This window comes from Enterococcus sp. DIV1444a, assembly GCF_051712125.1.
GTDB classification, from domain to species: Bacteria; Bacillota; Bacilli; order Lactobacillales; family Enterococcaceae; genus Enterococcus; species Enterococcus faecalis.
This window is the reverse complement of the sequence record NZ_JBIOOG010000001.1, coordinates 115759-129812: the sequence shown is the minus strand read 5'-3', so window position 1 is coordinate 129812 and position 14054 is coordinate 115759. Positions and strand designations below refer to the sequence as shown.

General features: G+C 38.9%; 11 protein-coding genes and 1 pseudogene. 3 read left to right on the top strand and 9 right to left on the bottom strand.

Annotation, left to right across the window (positions count from 1 at the left end):
- Positions 1 to 17 precede the first annotated feature (17 nt).
- From IGI87_RS00575 to IGI87_RS00565, 3 genes and pseudogenes are all read right to left on the bottom strand, one after another.
- Positions 18 to 1285 (bottom strand): annotated as a pseudogene (locus tag IGI87_RS00575) (RidA family protein).
- Between the two features lie 685 nt (positions 1286 to 1970).
- Positions 1971 to 4478, bottom strand: a complete 2508-nt coding sequence (locus IGI87_RS00570; protein ID WP_438736019.1) for an EndoS/ChiA family endoglycosidase — start codon at positions 4476 to 4478, stop codon at positions 1971 to 1973.
- 210 nt (positions 4479 to 4688) lie between these two features.
- Positions 4689 to 5705 carry an NADP-dependent oxidoreductase gene (locus IGI87_RS00565; RefSeq protein ID WP_438736017.1) on the bottom strand — a complete coding sequence of 339 codons (1017 nt, stop codon included), beginning with the start codon at positions 5703 to 5705 and terminating at the stop codon, positions 4689 to 4691.
- Positions 5706 to 5884: 179 nt separating this feature from the next.
- On the opposite strand from IGI87_RS00565, the gene IGI87_RS00560 reads away from it, so the two are divergent.
- Both IGI87_RS00560 and IGI87_RS00555 read left to right on the top strand, forming a co-directional pair.
- A complete protein-coding gene (locus IGI87_RS00560; protein WP_104854648.1) occupies positions 5885 to 6220 on the top strand; it encodes an ArsR/SmtB family transcription factor in 336 nt (111 codons plus the stop codon).
- A complete protein-coding gene (locus IGI87_RS00555; protein WP_104854649.1) occupies positions 6217 to 6897 on the top strand; it encodes a type 1 glutamine amidotransferase domain-containing protein in 681 nt (226 codons plus the stop codon). Before IGI87_RS00560 ends, IGI87_RS00555 begins: the two co-directional genes overlap by 4 nt.
- A 90-nt stretch (positions 6898 to 6987) precedes the next feature.
- Here the strand turns inward: IGI87_RS00555 and IGI87_RS00550 are convergent, their stop codons facing one another.
- The 6 genes from IGI87_RS00550 to IGI87_RS00525 all read right to left on the bottom strand — a co-directional run bounded on the left by IGI87_RS00550 (position 6988) and on the right by IGI87_RS00525 (position 13326).
- Entirely contained in the window at positions 6988 to 8439 is a 1452-nt protein-coding gene (locus tag IGI87_RS00550; protein WP_104854650.1) for a YfcC family protein, read from the bottom strand.
- Between the two features lie 47 nt (positions 8440 to 8486).
- Positions 8487 to 9179 (bottom strand): Crp/Fnr family transcriptional regulator, encoded by a 693-nt coding sequence (locus IGI87_RS00545; protein WP_104854651.1) that lies wholly within the window; start codon positions 9177 to 9179, stop codon positions 8487 to 8489.
- 24 nt (positions 9180 to 9203) lie between these two features.
- Positions 9204 to 10136, bottom strand: a complete 933-nt coding sequence (gene arcC / locus IGI87_RS00540) for a carbamate kinase (RefSeq protein WP_280211750.1) — start codon at positions 10134 to 10136, stop codon at positions 9204 to 9206.
- 105 nt (positions 10137 to 10241) lie between these two features.
- On the bottom strand, positions 10242 to 11264 hold the full coding sequence (gene argF, locus IGI87_RS00535) for an ornithine carbamoyltransferase (protein WP_160747730.1): 1023 nt from the start codon (positions 11262 to 11264) through the stop codon (positions 10242 to 10244).
- 26 nt (positions 11265 to 11290) lie between these two features.
- The gene (arcA, locus tag IGI87_RS00530; RefSeq protein ID WP_368552929.1) at positions 11291 to 12517 is read right to left on the bottom strand and encodes an arginine deiminase; all 1227 of its coding nucleotides are present in this window, start codon (positions 12515 to 12517) and stop codon (positions 11291 to 11293) included.
- Between the two features lie 296 nt (positions 12518 to 12813).
- Positions 12814 to 13326 (bottom strand): arginine repressor, encoded by a 513-nt coding sequence (locus IGI87_RS00525; protein ID WP_431449323.1) that lies wholly within the window; start codon positions 13324 to 13326, stop codon positions 12814 to 12816.
- Between the two features lie 218 nt (positions 13327 to 13544).
- On the opposite strand from IGI87_RS00525, the gene IGI87_RS00520 reads away from it, so the two are divergent.
- Positions 13545 to 14024 (top strand): arginine repressor, encoded by a 480-nt coding sequence (locus tag IGI87_RS00520; protein WP_002356125.1) that lies wholly within the window; start codon positions 13545 to 13547, stop codon positions 14022 to 14024.
- Positions 14025 to 14054: the final 30 nt, after the last annotated feature.

Sequence of the window (14054 nt, the reverse complement as noted above, 5' to 3'; positions counted from 1 at the left end):
CTCGTTTATTTTACTGTTTAGCCAATTGGTGGCGTACCTTCTGCGTTCCCAGCAATCGCTTCGATTTGAATCTGGGCACCTTTTGGTAAATCCGTCACGCCAATCACTCTTCTGGCAGGCGTGCCTTCAGGGAAGTATGTTTGGTAGACGTCATCCACTATAGCCAGCTCTTCAATCTCTTTCACAAAAATGTTCACTTTCACCAAATCAGCTAGGCTGTGACCCACACTTTCGATAATCGCTTTGATGTTTTCTAAACATTGCGTCGTTTGTTCCTTGATTCCGCCAACGACTAACGCATTTGTTTTAGGATTCAATGGTAGCTGAGCTGATAGATGGTTATAATGAGAAAAAGCAACGGTTTGTGTCGCAAACGGGCACTTCGGTGCGTGATCTGTATTATTTGCTTCAATAATCAACCCATGTCGATCTTCAATCGCTTGTGGTGGCGTACCATCACCATGAGAAACCACCGCTTCTACTTGAACCGCCGCGCCCATTGGTAAATCAGCAACAGCAATCACTGTTCGTGCTGGCATGTAATTGACCGTACGCGCAATTCCTGAATCAGGGAAAAAAGCGGCATAAACTTGATTGACAGCTTCCAGCTTAGATAAATCTTTTAAGTAAATGTTGACCTTCACGATATCATCAAAAGGCACATCAATACTGGTTAAAATGGCTTTTATGTTTTTCAAACATTGTTTGGTTTGCGTTTTAACACAGCCAGCCACAACTCTACCCGTTTGAGGATCTATAGGCAATTGTGCAGACAGATTGTTATAGTGAGAAAACGCGACCGTTTGACTGGCTAGAGCATCAATTGGTGCCTGAACAGTCTGATTTGTTAATTTAATTAAATCCCCAGCTTGAGGTGCATTAGGGATAGTTCCTTCCCCATTTAAACAAGTGCCTCCATTTGAACGGAAGCGCCTAACGGCAAATCTGCGACGGCGACCACTGTTTTAGCTGGATAATAATGGGTAAAAAAGGCCACATAGACCTCCTCAACTACGGCCACATCCCGCATATCTTTGACAAAAATGGTCATTCTGACAATGTCACTCATCACATGGTTGATACTTTCAACAACCGCTTGGATATTTTTCAAACATTGTGTCGCTTGGGCTCGAATGCCACCTTCTACCAATTGTCCAGAGGTTGGCTCAATAGGTAACTGTGCCGACAAATGATTATAGTGGGAAAATGCGACTGTTTGGGCTGCGAGAGGATGCTTTGGTGCACGCTCTGTATTTCTTGCTAAGACGATATTTTCATTACTCATAACTCTACTCCTTTTTTAGCATTCCAACAAAAATGATTCCGCTTACATTTTCAAACATTAAACTTCCAACAAGCTCCTTTTTATTTTCCTGCTTTTCTATTAGTGGTGATAGCTTTCCACCACCACTTCTTTCAGTCTACAATAAGAACAGGAACATTTCAATAAGGCATTCCTAAATTGATTGTTGGCACTCAAACAAATCTTCTTCAGTTAAAGAAGGCTGAGGTCGGGAAAGAACCGTTTAGCTCCGAGAAATAAGAAGAAATTTCCGAAAATTGTCATAAAACACAACGAGGTACGAGTTGATGTTGCATGATACCTACCCGGTGTTCTTTAATTTTTGGAGACCAAGTAGGTATTGTTCATCATCGAATCACTACGTTCTTCGTGATTCTCAACAATTTCGGCTTATTTCCGAAGGACCTTCACCAAGTAGGTACGATGATTTCATCTGTTCATGCTTCACAGTGAAACATCGCAACTCTTAGAGCTGTAGCTCTTTTGAAGGCTGGACTGTGACGAGACGCAAGTCGAGAAAACACCTTAGAAGTTGTTGAGATCGGAGCAACGCGTAGTGTTGGTTCTGTTCCCGCCGTTTATCAGGTTTTGATCCTGGGACAAAAATCCAAAGTGATTTTTGTCCCAGGATCAGTCTTTATAGATAACTCGTTGGCTTTAACTAGTTTTATTTAACAACCATATACTCACGATAATTTTCCGAGAACGTATCCATTAGCGTATAAATTCGTTCAAAATCATAGTCACGACGAGGGTCATCATACCAAACACATTGAATACTTCCAATAATTGGAAGATTCGGGCTACCTGCTGGCACATCTGTAAATGCTTTTTTCGACATATTTGCTAAAGCATCATCATATTGATAAATGCCAGAATCAACATTGCCAGCTACCCAATACCACGCATCATTGGTATTAAAAATTTTGTGTCCTTTTTGAACAAAGTACTCAGGTTTGGCTACGTCATACCCACTCCAACCGGCTGTCCAATAAGAAATAATAATCTCTGGGTCAAATGTACCGAAAGAATCGTCGCTGTTGTAATAAATGCCATCATTAAAGCTCATTGGCTGCATGCCCGCATCTTTAATTATTTTAGCTAAATCATTCGCATAAGCGACAAAATCTTTGTAGCGCCCAGAAGATTGCAGTTTTGCCCAGCCGCCTGTGTCGACATCATTTGCATACTCATCGCCACCAAAATTGAAAATTTCACTATGCGCGGAAAAATAAGCCACGTACTTACTGATAATCGCCTTTGTGAAATTCACTGCCTTTTGGTTCCCTAAGTCTACTGTTCGTTTTGAGCCATCAAAAGCGGGATTTTTAATCGCTAGTTTTTCCATAGCCACTAACAACGCATCCATATGTCCTGGACTGTTAATCACGGGAATGATGTTGATGTTGCGCGCTTTCGCAAAAGCCAACAACCGATCCATTTCTTTTTGTGTTAACGCGTTGCCATTAGGATCATTGTAATACGCGTTGTTGCCTCGTTGGATTGCTTTTGAAACCCGGTTGTGGTTGTATTTTTTACCATTCACATTGACCGACATATCATCCAAGATAAACCGTAAGCCATCATTACCTAAAATTAATTGGACATCTGTGTACCCATTTTGACTGGCTTTGGCCACTAATTCTTCCAGTTGTTCCACGGAAAAATATTTTCTTCCCGCATCAATGGAAAAGACACTTTTTAAAGGTTGTGTTTGTTTCTCTTTTAAATTATCCAAAGCTGTTTGGACCTCCGTTTGCCAAGTAGTCACTTGCGCGGCTGTATACATTTTTCCTGCAAGTTCTTTTGCGACTGTCTCTTTTGTTGTTTGTAGTGCTTGAATCGTTTCCGGTGTATAGTTTTCTGCCTTTTCAATTGCTGTAACTGCTTGATCCAACGCATGATATAAAGTGGTTAGGTCAATGGCTAATAAGCCGTTTTCTAATTCAGCATCATAGGTATTTGAAATCCCTTGGCCATAATCGCCACCTAAAATGGCTTTATTCACATCATAAAGCGTTGTTGCTTGTGTCACTGCTTCTGCGGCTTTATTTTGTGCTTCAAGGTCTGTGTTGGCGTAGCTAATTCGTTTTAAATAGTGTTGCGCAGCCGCTTTCATCTCTGCAAGAGAAACGCCTTTACTCTCTGCAATGGCCGTTTTTGTCCAAAGTAAATTGGAAGGTTTTATCTGATTTAAATCGTCTTCATTATAGGTGCGACCATCGCGATCTAAGGCATAGAGGAACATGCCCCCTAAATTATTTTCATAAGAATAACGAGCTACTTTATACATGTTACTTTCCATATACGGCTCTTTTGTGTCATACCAGCGGTTGCGATCTTGCTCTTCTGGGAAAGTTAATCCTGGAACAAATCGTTCCCCATTGAGAACCGGACTTAAATTATTTAATGCTCGTTGCGTGCGTTGGTCATCGCTACCATACTGTTGATACGCGAGAAAATCGAAACAGTCACTGACATCTTGTAAAGGTGGTAAATATTCTGCATTGGTATCATACAAAAATGGACGATCCGTTCCCGACTTCGGTCCAATGTATTTTGATAATGCACGAATGACACCATTAGATAGAACAATATCTTTTTCACTTGGACGAGTTTCCATGTCAATATCTAACCCATCAATTCCTAAATCATCGACAAATTTGGTTAACAACTCTTTCGCATAAGCATCAAATTCTGCTTCTGTAGGCGTTGTTCCTGCATAAGGAACTTTTAATAGTTCGCTGTAATCAATCCCACGAACTAAACGAACACCTCGTGCATGCAGTGCTGGCGCATACTCATTTTTTAACGTATCATAAAATGGCTGTGCAAGTGCTTCTTGTCCTTTTGGCACATAACTAAAGACATTCACAATGTCAATACCATAAGGAATATCGTGCATCGTTAGCCAATTTTCATCTGGCAATATTGTATTAACCCCTTGCATCGTTTTGTCACGCCAGGCCCGATAATAAACCATAAAATGTTTCTCTTGGGTCGGCTCATTTGCTTGGCTGACCATTGGTTGATGAAACAGACTAAATAAAATAAATGCCAAACCAACCAATAACGAAAGACCCAGCCAACTGACTACTGTTTCTCTGTTTTCTCCTCTTCTTGTCGATAAATCGTTCCCCACTTTGAACACCATTCCTTTCTGCACTCCGTTCATTTTTGTGTATCCGCCAAAAAAGAAAGCGCATACACAACCATCAATAGAATAACAAAAAATAACGAATTTGCAAAATAGAAACTGGAAAAATGAGGATTTTCTATAAAAATCTTTCCCCGTCTAAAATCACTTTGGTTAGGCGGCGTTTAAATGGTAAACTTTGAGCCTTGCAAGGAAAACAGGACTATTTTTCTTTCAAGGCTCCTTTACTTAGTCGTGATCAACATCGGCGATTCTCACAACAATTTTCCCTTGCGCTCGTCCTGTCAGTGAATAATCCACCGCTTCTTGAATTTGGCTAAAAGGAACGACTCGGTCAATAATCGGCTGCAATTTTCCCTGTTCAATGAACTCAGTGAGTAAAGCTAATTGTTCGCCATCTGGACGCATAAACAAAAAATGATAACTAACATCTGTGGCTTGCTCCAAGCGATGAATCTTGCGAGTGGCTATTTTAAAGGCCCATTGTTTCCAAAGAGGCAAGCCATACTCTTTAGCAAAACGTTCGTTGGGAATGCCTGACAATGTAACGACTTTTCCCTGAGGTTTAACCACTGAGAAAGCTTTTTCTAAGATTGTGCCGCCCATTGTATCAAACACATAATCGTAGTCGGATAAAACTTCTTCAAAATTTTGCGTCCGATAGTCAATCACTTCATCTGCTCCCAACGCTTGAACCCATTCTTTATTTTTACTACTCGTTGTGGTAGCAACGTAAGCGCCTGCTAGTTTTGCTAATTGAATTGCAATGGTTCCAATCCCTCCTGAACCTGCTTGAATCAGGACTTTCTCGTCTGGCTGCACATGCATAATATCATGTAGCGCTTGATAACTTGTCAAACCGACTAATGGAATGGCCGCAGCTTCTTCAAACGTCAAATTTTTCGGCTTCATAGCTACAGCCGCTTGATCCACTGCAATATATTCAGCAAAAGTTCCCACGCGATTTTTGGGTACTCGTCCGTAAACTGCATCGCCCAGCCTAAAATTTTGAACATTTTTTCCAACAGAGACAACAATCCCAGCAAAATCACTGCCTAAAATCAGTGGCATTTGATAATTTAAAAGCATCTTTACTTTGCCATCTTTTGTTTTTAAATCAATCGGGTTAATACTGGCAGCGATAATTTTGACCAAAACATCATTGTCATGAATGGTGGGTAAGGGCACCTCCTCGATTGCTAATTCTTTTTGCCCGTATTTATGAATTAAAGCGGCTTTCATCATTGAATCTTTCCTCTCTTTCTATCACTTTTATTGGTTTAAAAGTTTAAACCTTTAATCAATTAGTATCTTAACGAAGAATGGAATCCACGTCAAGTTTCAGCCCTCAGCGTATTTCATTGACAAAAAACACGAAAAATGGTTTAATCGTTTAAAAATACGAACCAAAGAGGCGGGAAAATATGAAAGAGTTAGAAGAAATTCAAACAGAATTTACTGCGCTTAGTGATTTTTTAATCGCGTTGGGTGATGAAAAACGTCAAGCAATTATTATTGCACTGCTAGAAGACCAAGCCTGTGTTGGCCGTCGTGTCACTGAGTTAACAGAGGCGACACAGCTCTCACGGCCCGCGGTTTCTCACCACTTAAAAATTTTGAAACAAGCCAAATTAATTGATTGTCGCAGTGAAGGAACTAAAAATTATTACTCACTTTCTCACGATATCACCAAAATTAAGCAACTCCAACAACTATTGACCCACATTACGTCGATTATGCCAGGGAGGAAGCAAGCATGAAAAAAATTCTCATAGTCCTTACAAACGTTTCTCGTTATCACGGCACCGAAGAACCGACTGGCCTCTGGCTTGGTGAAGCCACGGAGTTCGTGGAAGAAGTAACCAAAGCAGGATTTTCAGTTGACTATGTTAGTCCCCAAGGAGGCTATGTCCCCTTGGACCCCCGGAGTATGAAATATGTAGATTCATCCATTATGGCGGTTTACGAAAGTGCTGATTTTCAAGAACGAGCGCTAGCGCATTCCCTCTCTCTTGAAGAAATTGAGCCAGATGAATACGCAGCAATTTACTTTACAGGAGGCCATGGCGTTATGTGGGACTTTCCTGATAATCCTCAGTTGCAAGCAATCACTCGCAGCCTTTACGAACAGGGCAAATACCTAACTTCTGTTTGTCACGGAATTGCTGGTCTTTTAAATGTCAAAGATGCATCAGGAAATTATTTGATTGCAGATAAAACCATTACTGGCTTCACTACGGCAGAAGAAATTTTAGCCATGAAAAAAGCAGTTGTTCCTTTCTTAAACGAAACAATTGCCAAAGAACATGGTGCTACTTTTGCGAAGAAACGCCCCTATAAAGAATTTGCGTATCAAGATGGCCGTATAATCACTGGGCAAAATCCTTTTTCTGTCCGCGCTGTTGCAAGATTGTTAATTCAACAATTATCAACATGAAACAACAGCGACTACTTTTAGGTAGTCGCTGTTGTTTCATTGCTTCTTCTTTTTTCCGAAAGCCGAAGCCCTAACATAAAAAATTTTTGATTAGCTAAAGAGTAACATCGCGCCAATTAAGATAATTAGGTTAATTAAGCCTAAGACAATCATTGGTTTGGCCATGAATTTGGTCCAAGTGGCATATTGAACTTTGGAAATTTCCAAACCACCCATTACGACACCAGATGTTGGCGTGATCAAATTAATCAAGCCACAACCTGAAGCAAAAATCATAACCATCACTTCTGGACTTAAACCAATGTTTTTAGCTAACGCACCCATTACAGGAATGGAAACGTACGCTAAGCCAGAAGTTGAAGGAATTAGGAAAGATAAACCTAAGTATAAAACAAAGGCACCGATGACAAATAAGACTGGGGAAAGCCCTTGTAATAAGCCTGCCGCTTTATCAAGGATAAATGAATCTAAATACGTTTTAGACATCAAAACAGATGCCCCACGAGCAACTACAATGATTAAAACAACGGATAACATATCTTTGGCACCATCGATAAATGCTTCAATGGTTTCTTTTTCAGTAAAGCGACCAATCAAGGCAGCAATGATCCCTAAAAGGAAGAACCACATCGCTAAGTCGCCAAAGTACCAGTCACCGAAACTGTTGCCTGTTAAAACAGACGTCCATCCTTTGAAAATCGTCACTCCAAAGTCGTTCCATGGAATTAAGGAAACAATCATAATGACAAAACAGAAAGCGAATACCATTAAGATTTTTTTATGACGATTCGTAAAGGGCATTTCTTTCGACGCTGCTTGTCCATACGTTTTTTCCATATCCTCTTGTTCTTGTAAAGATAAAATTGTTGAACCTTTGTCAGCCTTCACTTTTTTCGCATAACGCATCACAATGAAAATAGAATAGCTGATAGAGGCCACCCACAAAATGGCACCGACAATTAAAATAATTCCTGTATTCGGTTGAATGCCAATACCTCGTAACGCGTCCATCGCTACCCCTGTTGAGAAGGGGTTAACCGTTGAACCGATAACACCTGATCCTGCACCCAATAGCACAGTACCCACTGCGACAAACGTATCAAAACCAGCGGCGACCATGGTGGCACTTAATAAACCATAAAAAGGAATTGTTTCTTCTGCCATTCCATAAGTCGAACCACCAATAGAAAATAAAATCATTAAAATCGGAATGATTTTCAATTCGTTCCCTTTTAACTTTTTAACGACTGATTGAATGCCTGCTTCAAGAGCCCCAGTTTGTGTCACAATATTTAAAAAGCCACCGAGTACTAAAATAAAAATATTAATTTCAATGGCATCTTTAAACCCATTGAATGGAGCCATGATAATATCCGATAATTTTGCTCCTACCACGTGGTCAACCATTTTGCCGTCAATTTCTCTTGGGGTAAATGGCTGGCCATTTAGCAAGACCGTTACGATACCTAAAACAATTAAAATAATAAATAAAATACTAAAAGACGAAAGCTGTTTTTTGTTTTTCTTCTTTTTTTCTGCCATATCCTTTCATACAGGAACCTACTTTCCTGTATCTCCCTTCTCTATGATTAATTACTCAATCGATCAATAAAGAATGGCGTATCTAGAAAAGTTAAGAATTTATGACTGTAGCTAATACGGTTCATTTGGACTAATTTTTTCATAACACTGCTTGCTGTTTCCCGCGTGGTTCCACTCATCCGTGCAATGTCATTAATGGTAATTGGACAAGCAATTGCAACGCGTTCTCTGTTGTCAATTCGTTCTCCTAAATCATTTAATAACATCGCCAGTGATGTCACAATCCGTTCACATGCATCATTGGTTGTTCCTTTTTGGATTTTTATCATGCTTTCTTTTAAAAGGATCGATTGTTCTTGAATCCAATGAATCAATTGCTGGGGATTATTTTGGAGAAAACGCTCAAATAGTTTAACTGGCACAAACACAACCTCAATATCCGTATAGGCAATCGCAGAGTCGTAATGAACCTCATCTTGAAACAGTCCGATTCTCGGAAAAAGCGCCTGCTTTTTCATAAAATGCAGATAGGAAAAATTACCACTGCGATCATTTTTTTCAATTTTAATGACACCTGAAACCAATAAAATCAAATGATTTCTCGGGTCACCTGGATAAAAAAGAACTTGGCCTTTTTTATAGGAGCGAACGAAACTCTCGTTGCGCAATTCTGTTAGTTCTGATTCAGAAAAGTATTGAAAATCTTGATTATTTTTAGTGATTATTTTCTCTATCATCATCTTAATTCTCCTAAATACTATACTTTATTTTGTCACAACCGTTCCTACGATTTCATCGCCGCTCATACTTCCTAAGTTTTCCAAAGAAGTAATAATTGCTTGTTTATTAGGTTGGCTTTCTACAAACTGAATGGCGGCTTCAATTTTCGGTAACATACTACCTGGTGCAAAATGGCCCGCTTGTTTGTATTCTTCCAACTCTGCTACAGTGACATTGGTTAATTGTTTTTCATCTGGTTTGCCATAATTAATGCACACATAATCCACGCCAGTTAAAATAACTAGTGCATCCGCATCCACTAATTCTGCTAGTTTTTCAGAAGCAAAATCTTTATCGATTACTGCTTCGACGCCTGTTAATGCTTGTCCTACGACAGGGATGCCGCCACCCCCACATGAAATAGTAATTATATCATTTTTTATTAAGGTATTAATAGTCTCAGCCTCGTGGATGTCAATTGGCTTAGGACTGGGAACGACTTTGCGCCAGCCACGTCCTGCATCTTCTTTAAAAATAGCACCTGCTTGCATTGCTTCTTTGGCTTCAGCTTCTGTTAAAAATGGACCGATCGGTTTTGTTGGATTTTTGAATGCCTCATCTGCTGGATCCACCACCACCTGTGTTAAAACAGTAGCCACTTGTTTCTTGATGCCTGCTTTGTTTAATTCTTGATTAAGTGCATTGGACAACCAGTAGCCGATACTGCCTTGTGTCATAGCAACACATGTATCTAACGGCATCGCTGGATTTTTTTCAGAATCAGCTGCTTGTTGTTGCAATAATAGATTACCGACTTGTGGACCATTGCCATGTGAAACAATCAACCGATGCCCTTGTTTAATTAAATGAACTAAATAGGCAGATGTTTGAACTAATGCTTGCTGTTGTGCATGTGCGCTAGCATCATTTGAAAGGATGGCATTTCCGCCTAGTGCAACGACCATTTTTTTCCCCATTACAAATCCTTCTTTCCTATCATAATAAAGAATAGGCCGCCCTTCAAAAGAATCTCTTAAAGGGCGAAACAATTATTCTTTTTTCAATGTTTTTGCAGTTAATTCCTACACACGAGGAATGAATAAGTTGCCTAAAGTAGCTGCCATGATTGCTTTAATGGAATGCATTCTGTTTTCTGCTTCTTCAAATTGACGACCATATTTACTGCGGAAGACTTCATCCGTAATTTCCATTTCAGTAATGCCAAATTTTTCAGCAACCATTTCTCCGTATTGTGTTTTCGTATCGTGAAAGGCTGGTAAACAGTGTAATACGATTAAATCGCCATCCATGTTTTCTGTTTTTTCTAACATAGCCATATTAATTTGATAAGGTTTCAACAGATTGACACGTTCTTCAAATTTATCTTCTTCACCCATAGACACCCAAACGTCTGTATATAATACGTTGGCTCCTTTAACCCCTTTAGCAACGTCGTCTGTGATCATTAATTCTGCACCAGATTCTTTCGCAAACTCTTTTGCATAATTAACAACTTCATCAGAAGGGAACAATTCTTTTGGTGCACAAATGCGAACATTTACGCCTAAAATAGCACCTGTCACTAACAAGCTGTTTGCCATGTTGTTACGGCCATCGCCGACATATACTAAAGTGATTCCTTCTAAACGACCAAAGTTTTCTTTCACTGTCATAAAGTCCGCAATCATTTGTGTTGGATGCCATTGATCCGTTAAACCATTCCAAACAGGAACGCCAGAATATTTCGCTAAATCTTCCACTACTTCTTGACTGAACCCACGGAATTCAATCCCGTCAAACATACTACCTAAAACAATCGCTGTATCTTCAACAGATTCTTTTTTACCTAATTGAATATCGTTGGCGCCTAAATACTCAGGATGGGCCCCTAAATCAATCGCTGCTGTAGTAAATGCAGAGCGTGTCCGTGTCGAAGTTTTTTCAAATAAAAGAGCGATATTTTTTCCTTCTAAATAGTGATGTGGAATCCCTTTTTTCTTCAATTCTTTTAAGTGAATACTGAAGTCGACCAAATACTCTAATTCTGCTCTTGTAAAATCTTTTTCTGCTAATAAACTACGTCCTTGAAATACTGAATTCATGATGATTCCTCCTATTTTTGGGTGTTTTTTTAAAGATCTTCACGATAAAGTGGCATGCTCATACAACGAGGGCCACCTCGGCCACGTACTAGTTCACTTCCTGGAATGTAATTCAATTTCACGCCTGCTTCTTCTAGCGCTTTATTCGTAATCGTATTCCGATCGTAAACAACAACTTCTCCAGGGGCAATTGCTAATGTATTTGAGCCGTCGTTCCATTGTTCACGGGCTGCTGCTGTTAAATTTCCAGCGCCGCAACGGATTAATTGGACATTGTCTAAATGCAAGTATTTGCATAAAATGTTATCTAATGTATCTTTTTCTTTTGTAATTTGGATGTCTCCATCTGCTTTTTCAGTGATCGAGTAAACAACCAAACCACCTTCGATTTCTGGATGAATCGTAAATTTATCATAGTCAATCATGGTAAAAACAGTATCTAAATGCATGAATTTACGATGTTCACCGATATCAAAAGCCAAGATATTTTTGAACCCTAATTTTTGCTCAAAAATATTTCTCGCAATTTTTTCAATTGACGCGGCATCCGTTCTTTGAGAAATCCCAATGGCCACCACTTCTTTTGAAAGAATTAATTCATCGCCACCTTCAATTCTGGTTGATTCTGAACGATCATAGACTCTAGGAACCTCTTTTCCAGCAAAACGAGGATGATAATCAAAAATGTATTGCCCAAAAATAGTTTCCCGTTGTCGAGTCACTGAATACATATGATTTAAAGAAATCCCGTGGCCCATTGTCGCAAAGTTATCCCGTGTGAAGTATAAGTTAGGCATTGGATCAATAATGAATGGATAATCCGCTTCAACCATATCTGTTAAAAATTCTTGCTCATATTTAGGTAATTCTTGTTTTTGAATGCCTGCAATCGCTTTTTGAATAAGTTCTTCGTTGTCGTCAATTTCTAACATTAACTCTCTAACTTTTTCTTTTGCTGATTCGCTGCGAATATTGGCTTCTTCTAAGAATTGGTCAATAAATTGTCGGCGGACCTCTTCATTAATCAACGCTTCAGCAGCTAAGTCCTCTAAATAGACTACTTCGATATCTTTTGATCGTAACAAATCTGCAAATGCATCATGTTCTGCTTGTGCTTTTTCTAAAAACGGAATATCATCAAACAACAATCTTTCCAGATAATCTGGCATTAAATTTTCTAATTCCTTACCTGGACGATGTAACATCACTGTTTTCAATTTCCCGATTTCAGAAAATACATTAATTGGATGACTCATGTGAAATAACCTCCTCAACTTAATTACAAACACAGAATAACAGACCTGAATAACCTAGGACGTGAGCCATTAGCCAAACAAAATACCAAATATACAACGGTATTCTTTCTTATGCATATTTCCAGCCTAAAAGAATGCGCTTTCATAGATATTCTAAAAAAATAATGCATAATTAAATAAAAAAAAATGCATTTATTCAAAAAAAATTATTTCTCCACACACTTCATAAAGTTATAATCTTATAGAGGTAAAAGGAAGTGAGCCAGAAGTCAAAACGACTTCTGGCTCACTTCCTTTTATGCGTTACTTTTTGACAAAGGTGTTGGCTGAATAAATTGTTGAAAATACTGCTCTAGTTCTTGTGCTTTTTCTTCGGATGATGAAACAATAATAACAGTGTCGAAGCCAGCGACAGAACATTTCTTTTCACACAAAGACACTTCATCAAGTACAGCTGAAAACAATGTTGCGTTGTCTGGTAATGTATGAACCACTAGTAAAAAGGCGACACGTTCAACTTTGGTCACTACCTCACGAATTGCTTGTATCAACTGTTCTTTTTTTCGTTCTTCTAAAGAAGTGAATTGTTCAAAAATCCTTAACCGCATCTCGCCAGACTCATCTAATGCTTTGACGACTTTTAATTCCCATAAATCCCGTGAAATCGTTGCTTGTGCGACATTTATCTCGCGCTTTTTTAATTCTCTTAACAACTCATTTTGACTATGAATTACAGTTGTTTGAATGATTTCTTTAATCAAACTTTGGCGTGTTTGCTTATTCACAAATAACACCCTTCCTCCAGACATTTACAAAGCAATACTAGCAGAATCTCTCTAATTAGAATAGAAAAAGGGTCGTTTAGCTAAAAGGTTCTCATTGATTTTGCCGGATATTTCTCATTTAAAAAAGTGAGACTTGCACAATTTAGTAAAACGTTGTACAGTGATTTTAGGGAATTACTGGCACCGTTTTAAATAACAGCAATGATGTTTTTTTGCATGATTAACTGAACTGGAGGAAAGTAATGAACCGATTAAAACGCCAAACGATGATTAAGCGATTGGTCACAGAAAATGAAATCCATACACAAAGTGAATTACTAGCATTATTGGAGAAAGAAAATATTCACACCACACAAGCAACTATTTCTCGTGACATTCGTGAGCTGAATTTAAACAAAGTAGACAATGGTCAAGGAGAAGCCTATTACCGTATCTTGAATAATTCTGCCCTTCGTCCAAAATATAAAACAGATGAAGAACGTCTTGTTGACATTATTATTGAAACTGGTGTTTCTTTAACACAAATAGAGTTCACAAATCTTTTAACCGTCTTACCTGGCAACGGGCAAGCCATTGGGGTTTTAATTGATCGCATACGTATCCACAACCCTCATATCTTGGGCTGCATCGCTGGGGATGATACCATCTTAATTCTTTCAAAAAATAAAGAAGATGCCCTTGAAGTTAACAACTATTTCCAGCAGTATTTGTACCACCCATAATTCGTCACTTAGTGAAATCGACTATTTTTT